General features: G+C 38.6%; 23 protein-coding genes and 1 tRNA gene. 17 read left to right on the forward strand and 7 right to left on the reverse strand.

Features of this window, described 5'->3' with window-relative positions; all coding sequences use genetic code 11:
* Nucleotides 1-4 precede the first annotated feature (4 nt).
* The 5 genes from M028_RS30320 (at nt 5) to M028_RS0117265 (ending at nt 3,543) form a co-directional block, all read left to right on the forward strand.
* On the forward strand, nt 5-601 hold the full coding sequence (locus tag M028_RS30320) for a DUF4405 domain-containing protein (protein WP_231510832.1): 597 nt from the start codon (nt 5-7) through the stop codon (nt 599-601).
* 283 nt (nt 602-884) lie between these two features.
* Complete coding sequence (locus M028_RS33385) at nt 885-1,049, forward strand: hypothetical protein (RefSeq protein WP_197031426.1); 165 nt, start codon at nt 885-887, stop codon at nt 1,047-1,049.
* A gap of 156 nt (nt 1,050-1,205) precedes the next feature.
* Complete coding sequence (yjcZ, locus tag M028_RS32175) at nt 1,206-1,337, forward strand: sporulation protein YjcZ (protein ID WP_081810770.1); 132 nt, start codon at nt 1,206-1,208, stop codon at nt 1,335-1,337.
* A 248-nt stretch (nt 1,338-1,585) separates the two neighbouring features.
* Nucleotides 1,586-2,200 (forward strand): ZIP family metal transporter, encoded by a 615-nt coding sequence (locus M028_RS0117260; RefSeq protein ID WP_026574966.1) that lies wholly within the window; start codon nt 1,586-1,588, stop codon nt 2,198-2,200.
* Nucleotides 2,201-2,415: 215 nt separating this feature from the next.
* Complete coding sequence (locus M028_RS0117265) at nt 2,416-3,543, forward strand: glycerate kinase (RefSeq protein WP_026574967.1); 1,128 nt, start codon at nt 2,416-2,418, stop codon at nt 3,541-3,543.
* 183 nt (nt 3,544-3,726) lie between these two features.
* Here M028_RS0117265 and M028_RS0117270 read toward each other — a convergent pair.
* The 3 genes from M028_RS0117270 to M028_RS0117280 form a co-directional block, all read right to left on the reverse strand.
* A tRNA-Arg gene (locus M028_RS0117270) sits at nt 3,727-3,800 on the reverse strand.
* A 193-nt stretch (nt 3,801-3,993) separates the two neighbouring features.
* Nucleotides 3,994-4,740 (reverse strand): YwaF family protein, encoded by a 747-nt coding sequence (locus M028_RS0117275; protein ID WP_026574968.1) that lies wholly within the window; start codon nt 4,738-4,740, stop codon nt 3,994-3,996.
* Nucleotides 4,715-5,011: a hypothetical protein gene (locus M028_RS0117280; RefSeq protein WP_026574969.1), complete on the reverse strand. Its 297-nt coding sequence runs from the start codon at nt 5,009-5,011 to the stop codon at nt 4,715-4,717. Before M028_RS0117280 ends, M028_RS0117275 begins: the two co-directional genes overlap by 26 nt.
* Nucleotides 5,012-5,087: 76 nt before the next feature.
* On the opposite strand from M028_RS0117280, the gene mutS reads away from it, so the two are divergent.
* The 4 genes from mutS to M028_RS0117305 all read left to right on the forward strand — a co-directional run bounded on the left by mutS (nt 5,088) and on the right by M028_RS0117305 (nt 11,492).
* Nucleotides 5,088-7,715, forward strand: coding sequence for a DNA mismatch repair protein MutS (gene mutS / locus M028_RS0117285; protein ID WP_026574970.1), 2,628 nt, complete (start codon nt 5,088-5,090; stop codon nt 7,713-7,715).
* A gap of 12 nt (nt 7,716-7,727) precedes the next feature.
* On the forward strand, nt 7,728-9,608 hold the full coding sequence (gene mutL, locus M028_RS0117290; protein ID WP_026574971.1) for a DNA mismatch repair endonuclease MutL: 1,881 nt from the start codon (nt 7,728-7,730) through the stop codon (nt 9,606-9,608).
* A gap of 139 nt (nt 9,609-9,747) precedes the next feature.
* Nucleotides 9,748-10,635 carry a DMT family transporter gene (locus M028_RS0117295; RefSeq protein ID WP_026574972.1) on the forward strand — a complete coding sequence of 296 codons (888 nt, stop codon included), beginning with the start codon at nt 9,748-9,750 and terminating at the stop codon, nt 10,633-10,635.
* A 236-nt stretch (nt 10,636-10,871) separates the two neighbouring features.
* Entirely contained in the window at nt 10,872-11,492 is a 621-nt protein-coding gene (locus M028_RS0117305) for a TetR/AcrR family transcriptional regulator (RefSeq protein ID WP_026574973.1), read from the forward strand.
* A gap of 626 nt (nt 11,493-12,118) precedes the next feature.
* On the opposite strand, the gene M028_RS0117315 is transcribed toward M028_RS0117305, so the two are convergent.
* Nucleotides 12,119-12,754, reverse strand: coding sequence for a pentapeptide repeat-containing protein (locus M028_RS0117315; protein WP_026574974.1), 636 nt, complete (start codon nt 12,752-12,754; stop codon nt 12,119-12,121).
* Nucleotides 12,755-12,855: 101 nt separating this feature from the next.
* Here M028_RS0117315 and M028_RS0117320 point away from each other — a divergent pair, with 101 nt between their 5' ends.
* Nucleotides 12,856-13,155, forward strand: coding sequence for an RNA polymerase sigma factor (locus M028_RS0117320; protein ID WP_026574975.1), 300 nt, complete (start codon nt 12,856-12,858; stop codon nt 13,153-13,155).
* Here M028_RS0117320 and M028_RS0117325 read toward each other — a convergent pair.
* Nucleotides 13,152-14,135: a DUF3231 family protein gene (locus tag M028_RS0117325; protein ID WP_026574976.1), complete on the reverse strand. Its 984-nt coding sequence runs from the start codon at nt 14,133-14,135 to the stop codon at nt 13,152-13,154. The genes M028_RS0117320 and M028_RS0117325 overlap by 4 nt on opposite strands.
* A gap of 167 nt (nt 14,136-14,302) precedes the next feature.
* Here M028_RS0117325 and M028_RS0117330 point away from each other — a divergent pair, with 167 nt between their 5' ends.
* Complete coding sequence (locus M028_RS0117330) at nt 14,303-14,785, forward strand: DUF456 domain-containing protein (protein WP_026574977.1); 483 nt, start codon at nt 14,303-14,305, stop codon at nt 14,783-14,785.
* Nucleotides 14,786-14,991: 206 nt separating this feature from the next.
* Here M028_RS0117330 and mreBH read toward each other — a convergent pair whose 3' ends face one another.
* Nucleotides 14,992-15,999 carry a rod-share determining protein MreBH gene (mreBH, locus tag M028_RS0117335; RefSeq protein ID WP_026574978.1) on the reverse strand — a complete coding sequence of 336 codons (1,008 nt, stop codon included), beginning with the start codon at nt 15,997-15,999 and terminating at the stop codon, nt 14,992-14,994.
* A gap of 297 nt (nt 16,000-16,296) precedes the next feature.
* Between mreBH and miaA the strand changes: the two genes are divergently transcribed.
* The 3 genes from miaA (at nt 16,297) to spoVK (ending at nt 18,601) form a co-directional block, all read left to right on the forward strand.
* Complete coding sequence (gene miaA / locus M028_RS0117340; protein ID WP_026574979.1) at nt 16,297-17,253, forward strand: tRNA (adenosine(37)-N6)-dimethylallyltransferase MiaA; 957 nt, start codon at nt 16,297-16,299, stop codon at nt 17,251-17,253.
* Nucleotides 17,254-17,279: 26 nt separating this feature from the next.
* On the forward strand, nt 17,280-17,510 hold the full coding sequence (hfq, locus tag M028_RS0117345; protein ID WP_026574980.1) for an RNA chaperone Hfq: 231 nt from the start codon (nt 17,280-17,282) through the stop codon (nt 17,508-17,510).
* A gap of 143 nt (nt 17,511-17,653) precedes the next feature.
* Nucleotides 17,654-18,601 carry a stage V sporulation protein K gene (gene spoVK, locus M028_RS0117350; protein WP_026574981.1) on the forward strand — a complete coding sequence of 316 codons (948 nt, stop codon included), beginning with the start codon at nt 17,654-17,656 and terminating at the stop codon, nt 18,599-18,601.
* Nucleotides 18,602-18,735: 134 nt separating this feature from the next.
* On the opposite strand, the gene M028_RS0117355 is transcribed toward spoVK, so the two are convergent.
* Nucleotides 18,736-19,341, reverse strand: a complete 606-nt coding sequence (locus M028_RS0117355) for a trimeric intracellular cation channel family protein (RefSeq protein WP_026574982.1) — start codon at nt 19,339-19,341, stop codon at nt 18,736-18,738.
* A gap of 185 nt (nt 19,342-19,526) precedes the next feature.
* Between M028_RS0117355 and hflX the strand changes: the two genes are divergently transcribed.
* The 3 genes from hflX to M028_RS0117370 all read left to right on the forward strand — a co-directional run bounded on the left by hflX (nt 19,527) and on the right by M028_RS0117370 (nt 23,161).
* Entirely contained in the window at nt 19,527-20,795 is a 1,269-nt protein-coding gene (gene hflX, locus M028_RS0117360; RefSeq protein ID WP_035424185.1) for a GTPase HflX, read from the forward strand.
* 15 nt (nt 20,796-20,810) lie between these two features.
* Nucleotides 20,811-22,082 carry a methionine gamma-lyase family protein gene (locus M028_RS0117365; protein WP_026574984.1) on the forward strand — a complete coding sequence of 424 codons (1,272 nt, stop codon included), beginning with the start codon at nt 20,811-20,813 and terminating at the stop codon, nt 22,080-22,082.
* 677 nt (nt 22,083-22,759) lie between these two features.
* Nucleotides 22,760-23,161 (forward strand): MerR family transcriptional regulator, encoded by a 402-nt coding sequence (locus M028_RS0117370; protein WP_026574985.1) that lies wholly within the window; start codon nt 22,760-22,762, stop codon nt 23,159-23,161.
* Nucleotides 23,162-23,177: the final 16 nt, after the last annotated feature.

Genomic DNA, 23,177 nt, shown 5'->3' on the forward strand with positions numbered 1-23,177 from the left:
TTATTTGTTAAACATTTTGCTATTAATTTCGATGGTAACGGTTATTATTACAGGTATCTTAATTTCCAGGGTAGTTTTTCCAAGTCTTGCGGTACAAGGTGGACACTCGATTAGAGGAATCCACAGTTTCTCTGCAGACGTAACACTTGCATTAGTGGGCCTTCATGTTGGGGTCCACTGGCAATGGGTAATGAGTATTTGTAAAAAGGCGTTTAAATCAAAAGAAGGAAAACTTAGAAAAGGTGTAATTGCATCAGTAGTACTATCCATCGCCCTTTTAGCAGGCGGAATTCAATGGTACTCCGCAGCAACGTCTTCAAATATTGCTGATTTTGTACCTAAACAAGTACAACAAAGCAGGCAGTCATCTTACAATGGGAATACAGGACTAACAACAAGTACAGTACAGGGACCGCCTAGTGGAGATTTTCGTGAAGGAAAATTTCATGGGAAAAATGGACATGGTGGCAGCAGCAACCCGTTTCGTGATGTTCTAAATTATTTTGCGATTTGGGCAGCTATCATCATACCAACTTATTATTTTGAAAAGCGAAACCTAACGAATAAACGAAAATCAAGAAACTTAAATCTTCAAAATTAATAATTGAGGTTCAACATTTATTGAAATCAATCATCTTTCACAAGATTCAAGAAAAGTGAAAGAAGGTACACTGTATGTTGCCATAAAGGTTCTAGCCCTGCTATTAAAGCGGGGCTATTTTGTGGCATATTAAATTCCAGCGTGAACTAAATGAACAAAATATATTTTATTTATGAAAAAAACTTAATTTGGGAAACGTTTTCACTTCAGAATATTTTGATTATACTTTATTTGCAATTAACTTAAGGTAAAATAAAAACAATCTTAAAGGAGTGGAATACCCATGTGGATCATTACTGTCAATTCTAATGAAGAAATTACAATGTTTGAATTTAATACCGAAAAAGAAGCAAGAGAAGCTTTTGGCAACGTACAAGGTTACAAGGTTCTTTCTGAGGTTATTTACTATAACGACATTGAAAATTCACTGCACCTTCTTCAAACATAAATTGTATAGTAGACAGTCTATGTGTCCCCTTTTGCTTTGTAAAAATATAGGGCAGGACAAACATCCATTTTTAACTGACATGTTATATTACCATTTCCTTTAAATGATAAAGATGCATATTAATATAGTAAACAACCTTAAGGAGGTGCGTCTACTATGTGCGGATGGTGCGGTTGTGGTGGTTATGGCTATGGCGGATTCGGTGGATATGGAGGATTTAGTCCATTTGTTTTAATTGTTGTATTGTTCATTCTTTTAATTATTGTTGGAGCAAGCAGCTTCTATTAATAAAGCATACAAAAATGAGGTGATCTGGATAAGACACCTCATTTTTCAGTGTTTCAATGGGTGTATCATCTCAATATTGTAATCATTTCACAATTTAATGAATAAATATTGAGGAATGAACGATAAAGGAGAGGATTAAACTGACTCCAACGGTATTACTTGTTGTATTAATCTCATCCCTTGCCTACATTCTTGGAGGATTTCTCGTTTTATTTCGGAAAAATTGGTCGGAAAAAACCTTATTATCATTGGTCGCACTTAGTGCCGGTTTATTGTTATCCATTGCGCTTTTGGATTTAATTCCTGAAGTACAAGAAGGTATCCATAACAGCAGTTTGTTCATATTAATTGGTTTCCTTATTATGTATTTTATCTTTCTCCCAACAACATCAAACGGGAAAAATGGACTTGATAACAGTGATACTGCAACTTTAAGGGGTTTAACCATTGGAATGCTGCTTCACAATTTTTTTGAGGGGTTATCTATCGGGATCAGCTATTCTGCCTCTTTTGAATTAGGTGTCTTTGTTTCAATCGCACTTGTGATTCATAAAATCCCAGAGGGACTCTCTTATACTTCCGTTATGCTTGCTTTTTTAAATGGCCGCAAAAAAACGACAATTTATCTTATCGTTCAAGGAATTTTCACTTGGGTAGGAGCAGGGTCTGCGATATTATTATCAGGACTTAAAGATCATCAAGAACAAATTGTTGCCATTGGTTTATCCATAACAGTCGGAATTTTCTTATATCTTTGTGGAACCTTATTATTGCCATTAATTAATCGTGGAACCTTTAAAAGTACACCATTGTTCTTTATAGGTGGAATCTTACTTTATTTGGTATTACATAGTATTTTTTAGGATTAGCATCAAAAGGTTCTTCCTTAGTTGGTACACCCTATGTTTGTGGAGTATCTGACTTAATTTATAAGAGCCTTACTAAAAGAACTGCAATATTTAATTCCAGGCTGGAAATTTGATAATAAGCTTCCGTGTCTTGTACGATAAAAAATGGGATGACTAAAACGTCAAATTCCATTGTTTGAACAAGAAATTTAGAAAAAGGACAGATTGTGATGAAATTTGTGCTAGCGCCAGATTCATTTAAGGAAAGTATGACTGCGAAAAATGCTGCCCTTGCAATGGAAAAAGGAATCAAAAAGGTTTTTCCTAATGCAGAATGTGTCATTGTTCCGATGGCAGATGGCGGGGAAGGTACTGTGGAATCCCTTGTGAGTTTGTCAAACGGCGAGGTCATCAAAACAGATGTAATCGGGCCATTAGGAAAAACTGTTACAGCAGAATATGGCCTTTTAGATGGAGGACAAACCGCAGTTATTGAAATGGCAAGTGCAAGTGGATTAGGACTTATAAAACTTGAAGACCGAAATCCACTATTAACGACTACTTATGGAACAGGTCAATTAATTAAGCATGCCCTCGATATAGGTGTGAGCCGTTTTTTAATAGGAATTGGCGGAAGTGCTACCAATGATGGCGGAATGGGAATGCTTCAGGCACTTGGAGTTTCTTTTAAGGATCAAGATGGAGAAGAGCTTCCATTTGGCGGGGGCGCATTGGACCAGTTACATTTGATTGACATAGGCGGATTGGATGAACGACTTAAAACGGCAAAGATTGATGTCGCTTGTGATGTAACCAACCCTTTAATTGGTGAAAATGGTGCGTCAGCCATTTTTGGTCCACAAAAAGGGGCAAACCCGGAAATGGTGAAACTCCTTGACCAAAATTTAGCTCATTTTGCCCAAGTCATAGAGACTCAACTGCACCTCGATATTGCCCAAACAGATGGTGCAGGAGCGGCTGGCGGACTTGGCGCAGGTTTATTGGCGTTTTTAAATGTCCGATTAAAAAAAGGGATTGAACTTGTCATCGAGTATACGGGACTTGAGGAGAAAATCATAGGGGCGGATTACGTTTTTACAGGAGAAGGCAGTATTGATGGTCAGACCTTGTTCGGTAAAACGCCGTACGGAGTGGCTGCAATTGCAAAGAAACACTCCGTTCCTGTAATTGCTTTTGCCGGTAGAATTGGTAATGGTGTTGAGGTATTATACAATAATGGATTTAACGCCATTATTGGTATCTTAAAAGGGGTTACCCCACTCGAGGAAGCTCTCAAATCAGGCCAAGAAAACTTAGCTTTTACTACAGAAAATATATGCCGGGTATTAAAGGGATAAAGGCATAGTCAGTTATGGCAGTGGTAAGAATTTCACTTCGGTATTTATCGAGGATTCTCGCAGGATAAAGCTTTCGTTGCGAAAGCTTTTAAAATTAAGTTAACAAAGTAATTAAAACGCTGCTGTATGTTTGCAGCGTTTTTGTTTTTACAAAAAAAAGCCTTGATTTCTCAAGGTTTTGTACGTCCCGAAGAGGATTCGAACCTCCGACCTACAGTTTAGGAAACTGTTGCTCTATCCTGCTGAGCTATCGGGACAAGTTGGAACTTAATTATTTTGTTTACTACACCCAAATTTTACTCATATCCAGTCCTGACCTCAAAATGATTAATCAAGAAGCAGTTCGGTCAGTACGCTGAAGTATATTCATGGAAGCTAATTCATTCGTGCTGAGCTATCGGGACATATTTTTTGGAACGTCTTTTATTATAATAAATTGGATAAAAAAGGTCAATAAAAAGTTCTTTTATTTACATGGTGCCTGACGACATGTGAAGTTTTCAGCCCCCTTTCTCTAAAAATTAGCCAAACAAGCAAGCTTAAAGTAATGAGCAGACCTTCCATCGATAAGATATACCAAGGGTAGGGGCCGAGGATATCCAATAAACTGGCGGTAGTGGGTTTATGACTTAAAAACATGTAATTGCCGTCAACCAGTTTATTGATCAACATGATGAATGGCAATAGCACATTTAGAAACACAAAGAGTTTGACTACAGACCAGATGGTCGGACGGTATCCATGCACCCAGGTGAAATACATCGGCACCCAAATAATCATTAAATGTGTATAGAAAAAATGAAAAAAGCGAAAATGCGGAAAATCGTAATGTAATACCGGTGTAATGAGTGCCTGAGTTGCACCGAGCAATGCTGTGAAGAGTAAAATTTCATAGATTATTTTTTTGCGAGTAAGCAGAAGTAAAACAGTTAAGATTAGACTGATGTTGCAAAGTTCAAGAGGCAGGGCGGAGCTGAGTTCCCAGCTACCATTTATGAGCATCCAGGTATGATAGGTGATTTCAAAGACTAATAAGGAAAACGCTACTCCAATTTCTGCAGTCTTCCATTTTATTTTATTTCGGAAAAGATAAATACAAGCTGTACCAATAATCAGGATAACGAGGATTGCAAAATGGCTGACTGAATACATTTTAAAGACATATCCATTATTACTGCCACCAAACCATTTCTGCATACACCCACCCCAATTCTTTGGATTTTTCTATATAAAATAATATGCGGGTGAATCGATTGGCTAGACTAGGTAAAAATTCAATGTTTTGTTTAAAAAATTCTTTACTGCAGCCTTTTGGAAAAGGTTTATCTGCGATAAATCGGACTTTATCTGCGATACTGAGTGATTTATCTGCGTAGCCGGACACTTTATCTGCGATAAACGCCATTTTATCTGCGAAACCGCCCCGCTCGTAATGAATATCCCCAAAAACTAACTTGGTAATTTCCACATGTGCCCCACGCCATCCCAATATGTTATAATAGTTTGTCGAAGATACTCGAAATGATGAAAACGTGGAGGTCATTATGGCAGCTGGATATACGCCGATGATACAACAATATTTAGCAGTGAAGGCAGATTATCAAGATGCCTTTTTATTTTTTCGCTTAGGCGATTTTTATGAAATGTTCTTTGATGATGCCATTAAAGCATCGCAAGAATTAGAGATTACCTTAACGAGCCGGGAAGGCGGAGCGGAAGACCGGATTCCGATGTGCGGCGTTCCGTACCATTCTGCGGCCAACTATATTGAACAATTAATCGGTAAGGGCTATAAAGTAGCCATTTGCGAACAAACCGAAGACCCGAAACAGGCCAAAGGGGTTGTCCGCCGTGAAGTCGTGCAGCTGATCACCCCTGGGACCGTGATGGAGGGCAAAGGGTTATCAGATAAAGAGAACAACTATATTGCTTCGATTACCGCTTTTGATGATCAAACTTATGGTTTTGCCTACAACGATATTTCTACAGGGGAAAGCAAAGTAACATTGCTTTCAAACAACTTTGAAGAAGTACTCAATGAAATCGCCGTATTAAGTGCCAAAGAGGTAGTAGTGGCAAGCGATTTTGACGGGGGTCTTCAAAAGAAAATGCGTGAACGAGATGTTTTGGCGATTTCTTTTGAAGATAATAGTTCAATAGAAATGAATTTTGCCGTTCTGCTGGAGGATTTGAACCAGGATAAATTGAAGCAAGCTGCTGCAAGGCTTATTAACTATTTGTACCGCTCGCAAAAGCGCAGTCTCGACCATCTTCAACCCGTGACAACTTATCAAATCCATCAATATATGAAAATTGATTATTATTCAAAGCGAAATCTTGAGTTAACCGAAACCATTCGTTCAAAAGGGAAAAAAGGATCCTTATTATGGCTATTGGATGAGACGATGACCGCGATGGGCGGCAGGATGCTCAAACACTGGATTGACCGGCCTTTGATCAATAAAGAGGAAATTGAGCATCGCCATACCCTGGTTGAAGTGCTATTGAATAACTATTTTGAGCGCCAAGAGCTTCGTGAAAAAATGAAAGAAGTTTACGACCTGGAACGTTTAGCGGGCCGTGTTGCATTCGGGAATGTAAATGCCAGGGACTTAGTCCAATTAAAACGTTCCCTCCTCCAAGTTCCATTTTTAAAACAAATTTTACAAAACGTGCAAAATGAAGAAATGATTCAAATTGCGGAATCTCTTGATCCTTGTGAAGAAGTAACCGATTTGTTAGAGCAGGCGATTGTAGAAAATCCTCCGCTTTCGTTAAAAGAAGGAAACATCATTCGCGATGGTTATCATGAACAATTGGATCAATACCGGGATGCGAGCCGCAACGGGAAAACATGGATTGCACAATTGGAACGGGAAGAGCGTGAAAAGACGGGCATTAAATCCTTGAAGGTCGGTTATAATCGCGTTTTTGGCTATTATATAGAAATAACCCGTGCGAATCTGCATCTTTTACAAGAAGGGCAGTACGAACGGAAACAAACCTTAACAAATGCCGAACGGTTTATTACACCGGAATTAAAGGAAAAAGAAGCGTTAATTTTACAAGCGGAAGAAAAATGCGGGGAGCTCGAATATGAGCTTTTTACTGAAATCCGTGAAATCGTTAAAGAGCAGATTCCAAGATTGCAAGCATTAGCCAAAGCAGTTAGTGAACTTGATGTCCTACAGTGCTTTGCACAGGTAAGCGAAGAACGCCGTTATGTGAAACCGGAATTTTCAGATGAACGCCGTGTTGTTATAAGGGATGGCCGTCACCCGGTTGTCGAAAAAGTTCTTAACTCACAGGAATATGTTCCGAATGACTGCTATATGGATGGTGATCGCGAAGTTCTTCTCATCACAGGACCAAACATGTCCGGTAAAAGTACGTATATGCGTCAGATTGCGTTAACGGCAATCCTTGCGCAGATTGGCTGTTATGTGCCGGCTGAAGAAGCTGTTCTGCCGATTTTTGATCAGGTATTTACCCGGATCGGGGCGGCAGACGATTTAATTTCCGGGCAGAGTACATTCATGGTCGAAATGCTTGAAGCCAGAAATGCGATTGTCAATGCAACACAAAACAGTTTGATTCTGTTTGATGAAATCGGCCGCGGAACTTCCACATATGATGGAATGGCGTTGGCACAAGCGATCATTGAATACATTCATACCCGAATTGGGGCGAAAACACTTTTTTCAACCCATTATCATGAATTAACTGTATTAGAAGAAGGGCTTTCGAAACTGACGAACATCCACGTTAGCGCGATTGAGCATAATGGCAAGGTTGTTTTCCTTCATAAAATAAAAGAAGGTCCTGCGGATAAGAGTTACGGGATTCATGTTGCCCAGTTGGCGGAGCTGCCGCCGGAATTGATCGACCGGGCAAATGAGATATTGACGGCGTTAGAGCAGCCGGATATTCAGGTAATTCCAAGGAAATCGGAGGCACCTGTAATCGTGGCTAATACGGAAAAAAACGAAACAGTTGTAGTCGAACAGCCGGCTCAGTTATCCTTTTTCGATGAACCTGCTGAGAAGAAGAAAACGGACCTATTATCAAAAGAAAAACGTGTGTTAGATAAAATTAAAGAAATAGATTTATTGGATGTAACACCACTTCAGGCGATTAATTTGTTGTACGAGCTCCATAAAAAGTTGAAATAGGGGGTGACGTAAATGGGCAAGATAATTCAATTGGATGATATCCTGTCCAATAAAATTGCCGCGGGGGAAGTTGTTGAACGACCTGCATCTGTTGTAAAAGAGTTAGTGGAAAATGCGATTGATGCCGGAAGTACGGTAATTGAAATTGAGGTCGAAGAAGCAGGCCTTGCGAAAATCCGTATCACGGATAATGGCTACGGGATTGAAGAAGACGATGTGTTAATCGCATTTCAGCGCCATGCCACAAGTAAAATCAAGAATGAAAGTGACCTCTTCCGAATCCGGACACTTGGGTTCCGCGGAGAAGCCCTGCCAAGTATCGCATCCGTTGCAAGGTTAGAGATGAAAACTTCAACAGGAGAAGGTGCCGGAAATCGAGTCTTGATTGAAGGCGGAAAGGTCGAAGTATTTGAAAAAGCATCAAGCCGCCGCGGTACTGATATTACGATTACGGATTTATTTTTCAACACGCCTGCCCGCTTGAAATATATGAAAACCATCCATACTGAGCTTGGGAATATTACGGACGTGGTGAACCGTTTGGCGCTATCACATCCAGAGGTGGCTTTTCGCTTAATTCATAATGAACGGAAATTGCTGCAAACGAACGGGAACGGTGATGTTCGTCAAGTTTTGGCGTCCATATATGGTCTAGGGATTGCTAAACAGCTGGTGCCAATAACAGGATCGTCACTTGATTATAAAATTAGCGGGTTTGCTTCCATGCCGGAAGTAACGCGGGCATCACGAAACTATATCTCAACAATGATCAATGGCCGTTTTATTAAAAACTATCCATTGGCGAAGGCCATTCAAGAAGGCTATCATACATTGCTGCCGATTGGGCGCTTTCCGATTGTCCTTCTAAACATCGAGATGGATCCACTGCTGGTTGATGTGAACGTGCACCCTTCGAAAATGGAGGTTAGGATTAGTAAGGAAGCGGAGTTAAATGAGCTGGTAACATCGATCATCAAAGAGACGTTTAAATCGAAGATTCTAATTCCTACTGCTTATACGGTTGCAAAAAAAGAAATGCCGAAGTCGGAGCAGACTTCATTGGTTCTGGATGAGGGAACAAGGGAAATACCAGCAGTGAAGGAAATGGAGCCGCAGTCTATTCCGGCTCCGGTAATTCAGGAAACCCGACCTCGGCTGGAATCAACATTTTTTAATCCTCCGATTCAAAAAGAACCGGAAACCTGGGATTTTCCAGAATCGTTTAAAGAGTTTCATGAAGAACCTAATGAGCAGGAGATGGAAGAAGAATCGTTCTCCGAACCGCCTGAGGTTGAAGAGCAAAATGAAAGTAGGGTACCGCGAATGTACCCAATTGGGCAAATGCACGGAACGTATATTTTTGCCCAAAATGAAAATGGCTTATATATCATCGATCAGCATGCCGCCCAGGAACGGTTGAAGTATGAATACTTCCGTGAAAAGGTTGGACAGGTGGCTTCTGAATTACAGGAAATGCTGGTTCCGTTAACCTTTGAATATTCCACAGATGACTTTTTGAAAATTAATGAAAACATCCATGAACTTGAAAATGTCGGTGTTTTTCTTGAAGAGTTTGGATTGAATAGTTTTATCGTCCGTTCTCACCCGCAATGGCTGCCAAAAGGTGAGGAAAAGGAAATCATTGAAGAGATGATTGAGCAGCTTCTTTCGATGAAAAAGGTTGATATAAAAAAACTCCGCGAGGAAGCGGCAATCATGATGAGCTGTAAGGCTTCCATCAAAGCCAACCGTCATTTGCGCAATGATGAAATCCAAGCGTTGCTTGATGACTTGAGAAAAGCATCGGACCCGTTTACGTGTCCGCATGGAAGACCGATCATTGTGCATTATTCCTCATATGATATGGAGAAGATGTTTAAACGGGTAATGTAAGAAGAGCCAGGCAATTCGCCTGGTTCTTTAATATTAAAAAAAATTTATACCTAGCAGGTTATGGGGAAACGAATATTGAATATAATTATGTTTGGGTTTGATTCAAACATTAATTTTAAAGATTGTCGAGGAAAAAAACATGAAAATTCAACTAAGAGCGGATTTAATGCTTCTTATGATTACATTTTTTTGGGGTGCGTCTATTTTACTTACGAAGATTGCCCTCTATCATATGGAAGAATATAATTTAATCTCCTTGCGTTTTATGATTGCATTTCTTGTATCAGGGATTGTATTCTATAAACACTTATTAAAAATTAATTTTCAAACAGTAAAATATGCATTTATATTAGCATCTATTTTGTTTTTTGTTTATGTTTTTGCTACTTTCGGTACAAAGTATACATCCGTTTCGAATGCTGGTTTTTTAATGAGTTTAACCGTCATTTTTATTCCTGTTATATCCACCATATTTTTAAAACAAAAGCCTGAAAAAAAGGTTGGATGGGCGATTGCTTTAGCACTATGTGGTATAGGGCTTTTAACATTAAATAACCAATTCAAAATAGCATATGGTGATTTATTATGTATCCTTTGTGCTTTATTTTATGCGATTCATATCATTGTTACGGGAAAGATAGCAGGAAATGTTAATCCTATTTCTATAGGAGTCTTGCAGCTTGGTTTTGTTGGAGTTTTTAGTACCATTTTCTCCTTACTTATGGAAAAGCCTAAATTGCCGGACAATCCGGAAGCATGGTTATCCACTCTCGTCTTAAGTATTTTTTGTACAGGTATTCCTTTTATTGTTCAAATCATTGCACAACAATATACTACCCCTACTCATGCTGGACTTATTTTTACATTAGAACCTGTTTTTTCATCAGGATTTGCCTTCATTTTTACAGGGGAATCTCTTTCAAACAAAGGTTACCTGGGTGCAATGCTATTATTAATCAGTGTGCTGATTGCCGAATTAGATTTTAAAAGTCTATTAAAAGTAAATTATAGGAAAAACATAGAATAAGTATGATGCAAAAAGTCAGGCAGTTTGCCTGGCTTTTGCATGTAAAATTTTTTTTATTTTACTTGCCATTAGTTGATTTGTTAAAAGAAATTAAGAATGGCAAGGTCACTGGCGTTTGAATATTACTATTGTACGGATACCAAATTTTTTTCGTCGTACAAATATGTATGTTGGCATTGGTGGGGAAATATGATTAAATGAATTTTAAATATTGAATAATTTAAAGGGGGATCGAAATGCCACCGATTGTATCTGACGCTCATAAAGAGAACAAAAAGAAGGAAATTTTGAATAGTGCATTTGTGTGTTTTGCCAAAAAAGGATTTCAAGAGGCAACTATTAATGATATTGTTGAACATTCGGGTATTAGTAAGGGAGCCATTTATAATTATTTTAAAAGCAAGGATGAAATTTATCTGGAATTGATGAGTAATCAAACTGTTCAAGTATATGAGAATAAGAAACTGGAATTATCGAAAAAAAAGTCAGCGATTGAAAAATTAAATTTCTGGTTTGATGCTTACCTTGAAATGGATCCTTTTTTGGAAGAAAATAAAGCGCATTTCGCGATTCATATTGAGTTTAAGCTTCATGCTTCCAGAAATCCGGAGTTAATGGAAGTTCTAAACGAACGCCGCCATAAATATTTTGTTAGGGAAATTGCCGAGATTATTTCAGAGGGGCAGATGGCTGGTGAGATTAAGCAAAATGTTCAGCCTGAAGTTTTTGCAGATTTATTTTGGTCCGTTATAGATGGAGTAGTTTCTCAAACGATTGTCTACAAAGATTATCCATATCAACAGACAATAAACGAAGTGAAGGAAATGTATTTACAAAGAATAATGACTACTTCTTAAATATTTTTGTCTCCAGCTAAAGGGATATTGAAAAATTTGGAAGTTTGAATTAAAATAAACCTAACAGTCGGTTTTTTTTAAGGTTAAGTTTGTTTTTCATCCTAAAAAAACCGTCTGATCGTTTTTTTAAAACAGGCTCTTACAGGTAGAACAGGGTCGACATTGAAATTTGTGTTCATTGCAGTTGGAACATTTTTAAGACATAATCATAAAATTTAATATAAACCGTCTGGTCGTTTTATTTATAAAAGAACAAATTGCAAAGGAGGGAAAGAACAGTGCCGCCTTATGAATACCAAATATTTCTTGAAACCACAAAAAAGGAATTGGAAAGAAAAGCGGAAAATGCTTGGATTCATTTAAATCATCACCAACAAAAACACAAAGACGCAATTTCCGAAGATAAATACTATGGATTATTAATCAAAATAATGAGGCTCCTAAAATGATCTTATGAATTAAAAAAGAAGACGTTTGAACAAATCTAGTTCTGAACGTCTTCTTCCGCTTGAAACCATTAGCAATATTCATATGTTAATCCATGACCAAAAGGAATTTCCTCACTCTTGAATTCTTGAACTACACTAAAGAATACCCACATACAATTTAGCATTTCATCACCCTAGCTAATCCTTAATAATCAACCCCATTAATGCAGCAAATTGAATCGCTTGATAAGATGAAACCTTACACCCTTTTAAATCATCCATTGCTACAGTCAGTGTATTAAAATTAGAGGTGCTGATATCGATTCCCTTTAGGGATGTTTGATCAAAGTTTGCCTCGTCAATGTTAGATAATTGAAACTCGATATTTTTAAGTTTACAGTTAAAAAAATCTGTGGTTTTTAATGAAGAGTCCTGGAAGCTTACTTTTTCCAGCTTGGAATCTCCGAATGTTGTTAAGTTTAAGACGGAATTTTCAAATTGAACATTTCCAAAACGAGAGTCCGTAAAATCGACACCTAATAATTTACTATTTTTAAAGACGACTCTGTGAATAGAAGACTTGCTCAAATTGGCGTTCGATAAATCGCAGTTCTCGAAGACTACATCCGTTATATCGATATTTTGAAAATTGGTGTGGTTAAACCTACTATTCTTAATCACCATATTAGAAAGACGAGCTCTGTCAACCGTTTCATTTTCAAAAACGGAATCTACAATTTTACACATTTCCAATTCAGGGTCTTCTTCATAAAAAATATCTTGGAAATTTCTAGTGGGTAATTCATCTGAAATTTTTGGTAAATCAATCTTCATTTACAATGCCTCACTTATTCAATAATTTGTTTATTTAAAAATATAAATTTTTCCAATAAAAAGTGGCATGAAACCGTCTACTCTATGAAAGGAGGCCAAAAATGGTTCATACGAATATAAAACAATCGGATATGCCCATTGATAACTTAGCAGAATTTAAGCAATTATTCAATGCACATAAAAAACATGTTTTTGCAATGGCATTATCGATACTTAGAGACTTTGAAATGGCTGAAGATGTGCTTCAGGAAGTGTATATCAAACTTTTTCAGCATATGAAACATCAAAGGATTTCAAATGTGAAAGCATGGCTGAAGTTGGGGAGGATATTAAGATTCCATTCACTAAGTAAAGCGTTAATCGAAAAGGAATTGGAAGAGCTTGGGAACACCAAGCTCTAGTTTTTTGCGGGTGGGGGTTCTTCCATCCAACCGTGTTTCATTAAAATTGCACCCCCATCTTTTGCAAAATCAAATGTATTGGCTATAATATTTCCCATATTTAATAGTAAGTCATTTCTAAAACTAAAAGCTGCTCCAATTGAATTACTGCCTAGTCCGAAAATCGATAATAAATTCGTGTTATACATCATTAGTTTATCTGAAAAGGGAGAAGTGGTTGATTCTGTATTCATACCAGCCCATGTAGAAGGAGCGGGTATATCGCTATCTAATAAAAGATTACTCATTTTAGATATAACATCCTTAGCCAGTTCTTTCCCTCGCGTAAAGTATTTTTTTACATCCTGTTCTTTAGCTACTTGTTCAAATCCAATCATTAAACGCATTCCGGTGATATTCGTTTCCAATGACTGATAAACTAAACCAATTTCAACCACATTAAGCACCCGCTTTTTTCGGAACGGATTTAAGCCATTAGTATAATTGGTATCATTGATAAAGTCGACTTCTATTGGCATCGGCACAATAGGAGGACGGGACAAAACGCCCTTTTCTAATAGGTGTTTCGTTGTATCGGAATAAATCCTCTGCATATCCGTCGTTAATTCCATATATAATTCACGAATATCGGCTCGATAGGACATCCCTTCGTGTAATGTATAAAGTCCGGACAAAACTTTACTCATCATTCGGATATACATCATCATTAAGGTTTCATCAAATAACGGTGGGGCACTTAAATTAACATCACTATCGTTAAAGGCGGTTGGTATAACTGCTCCTTCATTTTTAAAAATTTCTTTTATTTTTTGTTCATTTTTACTTTCTATTGCATATACCTTTTGGAAAATTTCTACCACTTCATTTTCATCCGTCTTTTCAATAAAATACTCAAGTACCCTCAGCACCATTGACTTTTCCCGATAAGCCTGCCATAAGTTTCCTAATTCCGAGGCGGTTAGGGGTATATTACTAGTCATCGTTGCACCTCCAAATTTTATTGCATAATCGTATTATTCCTTTAATTCTTTTTTTAAATAAATTATTATTATTTACAAAAACAGAGGGAATTTAAAAGTATAGGCAAAGAGGAATAAAGGATGATTTAAAATTTATTAAAAGGAAAAAAATAGAGGTGATTTCGATCTTGGCCATTATATTTTGGACCATAATAATTGTCTGTTTTATCTTCAGTTTTGTTGGACTCGTTTATCCGATTATTCCATCCGTTTTGCTGATATGGGGTGGTGTCCTGCTGTATCAATTCGGGATTAATGCAAATGAACTTTCCTGGGTTTCGTGGACCATGCTTGTGATCCTTACTATTTTATTATTTTTAGCGGATTATTTGGCGAATCTTCACTTTGTGGACAAAGCGGGAGGATCCAAGTGGGGGATGCGTGCAGCTACAATCGGATTAATTGTCGGCAGCTTTATCATTCCACCTTTTGGTGTTATTATAGTTCCTTTTGTATTGGTCTTGATTGCCGAATTGCTGCAAAAGAAAACGTTCCAAGGTTCGATAAAAGTGGCGTTTGCTACATTAATTGCCTTTTTAAGCGGAACTTTTGCAAAAGCATTTATCCAGTTAATCATGATTGTTGTCTTTATATTGGATGTAGTTTTTTAGGAATTGATGTTTACTCATTAATTGAGTGTTTTCAATCGATATTAAATTGATATAGTTTGGCCAATAAATTGGAAAAAAGGAAAATAAAATTTGCAAAGTGGCAAATATCCAGATAATCCGGCAAATAAGTCATCCAAACAGGTCAAAAAAATGAGGTAGAAATTAAAAGGGTCGAAACCATCACAGATTTCGACCTCTTTAATAATTTATTTCGCCGCCGTTTGCAGCATTTTAATATATTTTAAGGATTTCCCAGTACCAATCGCAACAGATTCAAGTGGATTTGACGCAAGTGAAACCGGAACAAATATTTCCTTACTCAACCATTCTTCCATTCCATTCATTAAGGCGCCGCCACCTGTTAAAATCACGCCTCGGTCAACGATATCACCGCTCAGCTCTGCAGGGCAGTCCTCAAGCGTTGCTCGGATTGCTTCTAAAATTTGTAATAATGACTCCTTCATAGCATTACGAATTTCATAAGATGATAGTTTCACTGTTTTTGGCAATCCAGTCACTAAATCGCGTCCGCGGACATCCATGAATTTTTCTTCATGATCAATCAGGGCATAGCCAATTTCCATTTTAATGTTTTCAGCAGTTCTTTCCCCAATTAGGACATTATATACTTTACGTACGTGTTGAATTATTTCTTCGTCAAGACGGTCACCGCCCACTTTAATGGAGTGACAAGCCACAACGCCGCCAAAGGAGATAATGGCAACCTCGGTGTTTCCACCTCCAATGTCTACGACAACATTGGCTACTGGTTCATCGACCGGCAAACCCGCACCAATCGCTGCAGCCACTGGTTCTTCGATTAAGCTTATTTTTTTCGCACCGGCATTGCGAACAGCATCATGAATTGCTCTTCGCTCAACACTGGTCGAGCCAGAAGGGATACAAACCACGACATTTGGTTTACGGATGGAAAAACCGCCTATTTTAGCAGCTTTCTTCATAACAGCTTTTAGCATATCGGTTGTTACATCATAGTCGGCAATGACTCCATCCTTTAACGGGCGGATTGCGACAATTTTTTCAGGGGTTTTCCCAATCATTTGTTTTGCCTCGGTACCTACTGCAACGACTTGCTTTGTAGTGGTATCAATTGCCACCACGGAGGGTTCGTTTAAGGCAATTCCCTTGTTTTTTGTATAGACCAATATATTAGCAGTTCCTAAATCAATACCAATTTCTGATGTAGATAACATGTTTTTTTCACCTTTTTCTCTAGTATTCTTACAGAATAACCTACGTATAACCCTACCACGAATTTGGGGGTAATTTGTCGATTGTAAATGAAACGTTACCCATTTGTAATGTTAATGAACAAGCTTGCTTTATTGGAAATATATTTGTCATAAAAAATTCACTTTGAAATAATGCATAGAAAGGTTATTTTTTGATTATACTTATTTGATGTTCAACTGCTTTTTAAATATGTGTTACGATAGGAACGTGAAGGTGTGATCTTTCACTCAAAATGGAATAAGGGCAGTGTGAAAAGATTGGATTCAAAACAAAAGTTATTAGTCATTATTGGGCCGACAGCAGTTGGGAAAACGAAGCTTAGCATTGAACTGGCGAAAAGGTTTAACGGGGAAATTATCTCGGGTGACTCCATGCAGATTTACCGTGGAATGGATATTGGTACTGCAAAAATAAAGCCCGAAGAAATGGAAGGGATTCCGCACCATCTTATAGACATTCGTGAGCCTGATGAAAGCTTTTCGGTTGCGGAATTTCAACAACTCGTTCGAGCCAAAATCAGTGAGATCGCAGAAAAAGGTAAGCTTCCCATCATTGTCGGGGGTACCGGACTTTACATACAGTCTGTCATTTATGATTACCAATTTTCCGATGCAGCTGCCGATGAGGAGTTCCGCTTGCAGCTGGAAGAAAGAGCGAAGAATGAAGGTGTTGAGGTACTTCACCAGGAATTAACCCAGATTGATCCGGAGAGTGCTGGGCAAATTCATCCGAACAATGTTAGGCGGGTTATTCGGGCACTCGAAATTTATCACTGCACTGGAAAAAAGATGAGTGATGTGCAGAGCGAACAACAGCCGGACCTTCTATATGAGACAGCGCTTATCGGATTATCAATGGACCGAGAGATACTTTATAAGCGAATTAATATGCGTGTCGATCTAATGATGGAGGAAGGGCTTTTAACAGAAGTTAAACAGCTCCATGACCAAGAACTAAGGGACTGCCAGTCAATCCAAGCCATTGGCTATAAGGAAATTTATGATTACCTTGATGAAAAAATCAGCCTCGAACAGGCAGTTGAAAACCTCAAACAAAATTCACGCCGCTATGCAAAAAGGCAGTTAACTTGGTTTCGAAACAAGATGAGTGTACAATGGTTTGATGTAACAGAAGTGCAGAATTTCCCGAAAAAATTAACGGAAATTTCACATTATGTTGAAGGAAAGCTACAAGTAAAATCGAATACATATTAGTAGAGATAAAAGAGGAGGATATACTAATGAAAACAACCATTAATATTCAGGATCAATTTTTAAACCAATGCCGGAAGGATAACACCCATGTAACCGTATTCCTATTGAACGGTTTTCAATTAAGGGGTCAAATCAAAGGCTTTGATAATTTTACCGTCCTGTTTGAGTCGGAAGGAAAGCAGCAATTAGTTTATAAGCATGCCATTTCAACCTTTGCTCCGCAAAGAAATGTTCAACTTGATTTGAATGCCGAATAAAATCTAAATATAAATTTGAGCCCAAATCTCTGGGCTCTTTTTTATTTTTCAAAATAAAATGTATAAAAACTGAATACACATAGATTGAGGGAATAGTGATTATTTTGAGAGCAGACTGTTTTTCAGATTGAGAGGTGAAAGCTTTGGATCAACAATTTCGAGAGAAAAGTAATGGTCAAATAAGAGTTGTCCTCAACACACAGAAGAAAAAAAACATTCCAAAAAAAATGCCTGACTTTCAAGTTGTTCCAAAGGAAATCCCCCCCGAGCATTCGGCTTTAATTGAAATAGAGGAAGAGCTTGGTGCTTTGGTTGGCATGGATGAAATGAAAAAAATGATAAAAGAAATCTATGCCTGGATTTATGTCAACAAAAAGCGGGAAGAAATGGGGCTAAAGGCAAAGAAACAAGCCCTTCATATGATGTTTAAAGGAAATCCCGGAACCGGAAAAACGACAGTGGCCAGATTGATTGGTAAACTTTTTCAAAAAATGAATGTTTTATCAAAGGGTCATTTAATTGAGGCGGAACGGGCTGACCTTGTCGGGGAATATATCGGTCATACTGCACAAAAAACACGCGACCTTGTGAAAAAAGCGCAGGGCGGTATTTTATTTATTGATGAAGCCTATTCCCTAGGGCGCGGCGGAGAAAAGGATTTTGGTAAAGAAGCGATTGATACGCTTGTTAAGCATATGGAGGATAAGCAGCATGAGTTTATTTTAATCCTTGCCGGCTATTCTCGGGAGATGGATTATTTTTTAACCTTAAACCCCGGTCTCCATTCCCGGTTTCCTCTTGTCATTGATTTTCCCGATTATAACATCGAGCAGTTGTTGGAAATTTCAAAACGGATGCTGGCTGAAAGAGAATATACTTTCAGTCATGAAGCGGAAAAAAAGGTAAAAGACCATTTAATTTGGGTTAAAGCGGTGTTGAGCCCGACTAGTTTTTCAAATGGGCGTTATGTGCGAAACATTATTGAAAAATCAATCCGGGCCCAAGCGATGAGGCTGCTCATGTTAAATTCATATGATCGGCATGAATTAATGACGTTGCGAAGCAATGATTTGATTTTTGAGGAAGATTAGAAAGAAAGACGGAGATTCAATCCCCGTCTTTTTTTTTGTACCTTTTAAATTATATAATCGAAATTTTTCCATATAAATAGAAAGATGAGAACTTTTATATATAAAAAAACCTTCCTCAAATCTATGGGAAAGGTTTAATAATGTTCAATTCTTCGAATCGGCAGTTTCCAATCAAAAGTATAAGAACAGACTCGTAAAACAGTCACGATTGCAAATAAGGTATATAACTCCCATGGACTAGATGCAATCTTTAAACCAATGATGATTCCAGCTAGAATCGCCCAAACGGCATAAATCTCAGCCCGTAGCACAACCGGTTTTCTTCCTGCTAATAAATCACGAATAATCCCACCGCCAATTCCTGTTAAAACAGCAGCGACAATAATCGCACTTATGGGATGGTGGATGTTAGAAGCATAGATGGCTCCTTGAATGGCGAAAGCCGAAAGTCCAATCGCGTCAAATAGATTTCCCCATTTTTGCCATTGCTTCAGTAAATTTGCAGGAAACAAAAATACCGCTAAAATGGCAATAATCGCTATTTGAAAAAGTAGTCCCTGCTCCCATAAGGCCGATACAGGCACACCAATTAACAGGTTTCGAATCGCGCCACCGCCAAAGGCTGTAACAATTCCTAAAATAAAAACTCCCAAAATATCATATTCTTCTTCCATTGCCACAATTGCTCCACTAACAGCAAAAGCAATTGTACCAATCATACTCAGCACTTCCCATGTCATTTCTATTCATCTCTCTCCAATGTTTCCTTTTTCTAAAAAACATTATATAAAAATAATATATTCATATAAGCAAATATGATTTTAACACTTAAAGGTGATAAATCAACTGATTTTTGGTGGAAATTAGAGAATTTTGGACTGATTTGGTATGATGGGGGGAGAACTTTTCGAAAGGAAGAATGCTGATGGAACATGCGGAGACAAAGGAAACCGTTGAAAAAGCAATTCTTGTTGGATGCCAAACACAAGAGATGGACGATTTACGTTTTCAATATTCGATGGATGAATTAGCTTCCTTAACAGAGACAGCACAAGGTGAAGTCCTGATTTCGGTTATTCAAAAACGTGAACGCATCCATCCAGCTACATACTTAGGCAAAGGGAAAGTCGAAGAATTAAAGGCATTAACGGAAGAGCTTGATGCTGATCTGGTCATTTTTAATGATGAACTTTCCCCGAGCCAAAAGAGAAATTTAGCAGGGGAAATCAGTGCCCGGATTATTGATCGAACCCAACTGATTCTAGATATCTTTGCGCAAAGGGCACGTTCAAAAGAAGGAAAATTACAGGTAGAGCTCGCACAGCTCCAATATCTATTGCCGCGCCTAGCCGGACAGGGTACGGCTTTATCCCGTCTTGGTGCCGGAATTGGAACAAGAGGACCGGGGGAAACAAAACTCGAGTCGGATCGGCGCCATATCCGCCGCAGGATTGATGATATTAAAGGACAGCTCTCTGTGATCGTCCAGCACCGAGACCGATACAGAGAGAGAAGAAAGAAAAATAAAACCTTTCAAGTCGCCATTGTCGGCTACACGAATGCTGGAAAATCAACTTTGTTTAATCGTCTATCCGAGGCAGAGTCCTATGAGGAAAATCAGTTGTTTGCAACCCTTGATCCGATGACTCGGAAGTTAATTTTACCAAGCGGGTTCCTCGCCTTGATTACCGATACAGTTGGTTTTATCCAGGATCTTCCGACCACCTTGATTGCTGCCTTTCGCTCCACATTGGAAGAGGTGAAGGAAGCAGATCTGCTGCTTCATGTTGTTGATATGTCCAATCCGGATTATTTTCATCATGAAAAAACAGTTAATAAGCTGCTTGAGGACTTAGAAGTTAAAGATATCCCGCAATTAACCGTCTATAATAAAAGGGATCAGAAGCACCCGGATTTTGTTCCGACCGCAAATACCCCATCTGTTTTTATTAGTGCATTTGACAAAGAGGATCGGAATGAGCTAAAAAGAAAAATGGAAAGTGTCGTTATTGAAGTAATGGTTCCGTATCAAGTAGAAGTTCCATCGACTGAAGGAAAACTGTTGTCCTTATTAAAAAATGAAACCGTATTGCGTGATCTCAGTTTTAATGAGGAAAGTCAGCTTTATCAATGCCGGGGATATTCACTTAAGGACCACCAGATTACAGGACAATTAGAGAAATTTAAAGTGTAGAATAGGAGATACAAAATGTTTCAACAGTTGAAAAATGGGGAAAAGCTTCAGCCAATTGTCAAGGAAGTGGAGAGACAAGTTACTGAAGTACATAAAAGGATTGAAGAAAGAGTCGAGGTAAATCAGTTTCGAGTGTTGCAAAGTTATCAAAAACATAGGGTAAGTGATTCTCATTTCATCCCGTCAACAGGTTACGGCTATGACGATATTGGCCGAGATACATTGGAATTAGTTTATGCTGATGTATTCGGGGGAGAGGCAGGTCTTGTCCGCCCGCAAATCATTTCCGGCACACACGCGATTTCCATCGCGTTATTTGGAGTACTCAGGCCGGGTGATGAGCTTTTATATATGACTGGAAAACCATATGATACGCTTGAAGAAATTGTTGGGATTCGCGGAAACGGGGTCGGGTCGCTAAAAGAATTTGGGATTAGCTATGATAGTGTGTCTTTAAGTACTACGGGTTCAATTGATTGGGATTCGGTTGCAGCTAAAATCAAGCCGAATACCAAGATGATTGGTATCCAACGTTCAAAGGGCTATGCAACAAGACCATCGTTTACGATTGCGGAAATCAAAGAAATGATTGCATTTGTAAAAGAAATCAAAAGCGATGTTGTCGTGTTTGTGGACAATTGCTATGGTGAATTTGTTGAAGAATTGGAGCCATGTCATGTTGGTGCCGATCTAATGGCCGGTTCGCTGATCAAAAACCCTGGCGGTGGAATTGCCAAGACGGGCGGCTATATTGTTGGGAAAAAACAGTGGGTTGAGGCTTGTTCTTACAGGATGACCTCACCTGGTATTGGAGCGGAAGCCGGTGCTTCTCTTTACAGTCTTCAGGAAATGTATCAAGGGTTTTTCCTTGCTCCGCATGTGGTGGGGGAAGCTGTGAAGGGTGCTGTATTTACTGCGGCTATGCTTGAAAAGTTGGGGATGAATTCATCACCTAAATGGGATTCGGAGCGGACAGATCTAATTCAAGCGGTACAATTTGATGACCGCGATAAAATGGTGGCTTTTTGCCAAGCCATTCAATTTGCTTCGCCTATTAATTCACATGTCACTCCGTATCCTGCTTATATGCCTGGCTATGAGGACGATGTGATTATGGCGGCCGGAACCTTTGTTCAGGGAGCTAGCATTGAGCTGACGGCAGATGGTCCAATTCGGCCACCGTATGTGGCTTATGTTCAGGGCGGTCTCACCTATTCACATGTTAAAATAGCTGTTTGCCTGGCAGTAGATCGTTTGCTGGAAAAAGGATTAATTCATCTAAATTAGTTGAAACTATGAGGGTTGCTACTTGTAGCGGCCCTTTTTAGGGATTATAAAATCGGGCTAAGTACCCGTGAAGGCGAGAAAGCTGGTTGCATGGGTACTTAGAGGTGTTCAAGGTGCCCGTGAAGGTGAAAAAATGAGTTGAACGGTAACTGAAAGAGACTGTAGGTGCCCGTGATGGTGAAAAATAGGTATGGACGGGAACTGACTGGGGTTGTAGGTGCCCGTGAAGATGAAAAAATGAGTTGAATGGTAACTGAGAGAGGCTGTAGGTGCCCGTGGAGGTGAAAAATAGGTATGGACGGGAACTGACGGGGGTTGTAGGTGCCCGTGAAGGTGAAAAAATGAGTTGAACGGTAACTGAGAGAGACTGTAGGTGCCCGTGAAGGTGAAAAAATAGGTTGAGCAGTAGCTAACAAGGACATATAGTGCCCGTAAAGATGAAAAAATTCGTTGCTCAGGAACTAAAAAAACTCAAACTACATATGAACATAAAAAATTATATTTAACGAGCACTAATGTTTATTTTAAAATAATACCGTTACATAGTAATACCCGTCATTTAAATCGAAAAATTTTCACTCAAAAAACCATGTAAGAAAATCTAACATATAATTGACATATTTTCTAACACCAAATATAATAACAATATGAATTACGAAAAAGGGAGGCGAGGAGAGGTGAGCGGAAAAGAAATTCGCCGTTCCATGCCACTGTTTCCCATCGGAACAGTCATGCAGCTAACGGAATTAACTGCAAGACAAATCCGATACTACGAAGAGCACGAATTAATTTCTCCAGCAAGAACGGATGGAAACAGGCGTTTATTTAGTTTAAATGACATTGACCGACTTTTAGAAATCAAGGATTTAATTGATCAAGGGGTCAATATGGCTGGGATCAAACAGCTATTCCTTGTGAAGGAGCAACAAACCAATGTTATTCAACAGCAGGCTGAAAAATCCAAACGCGAGTTAACGGATGAACAGCTTAGAAAACTACTTCGCAATGAATTGTTGCATACAAACAAATTGAGTCGTCCAACTTTAAGACAGGGAGATATGTCGCGCTTTTTCCATTAATCATTTAATTATTAGT

The sequence above is a fragment of the Bacillus sp. UNC438CL73TsuS30 genome (assembly GCF_000482325.1).
Classification (GTDB): domain Bacteria; phylum Bacillota; class Bacilli; order Bacillales; family Cytobacillaceae; genus Neobacillus.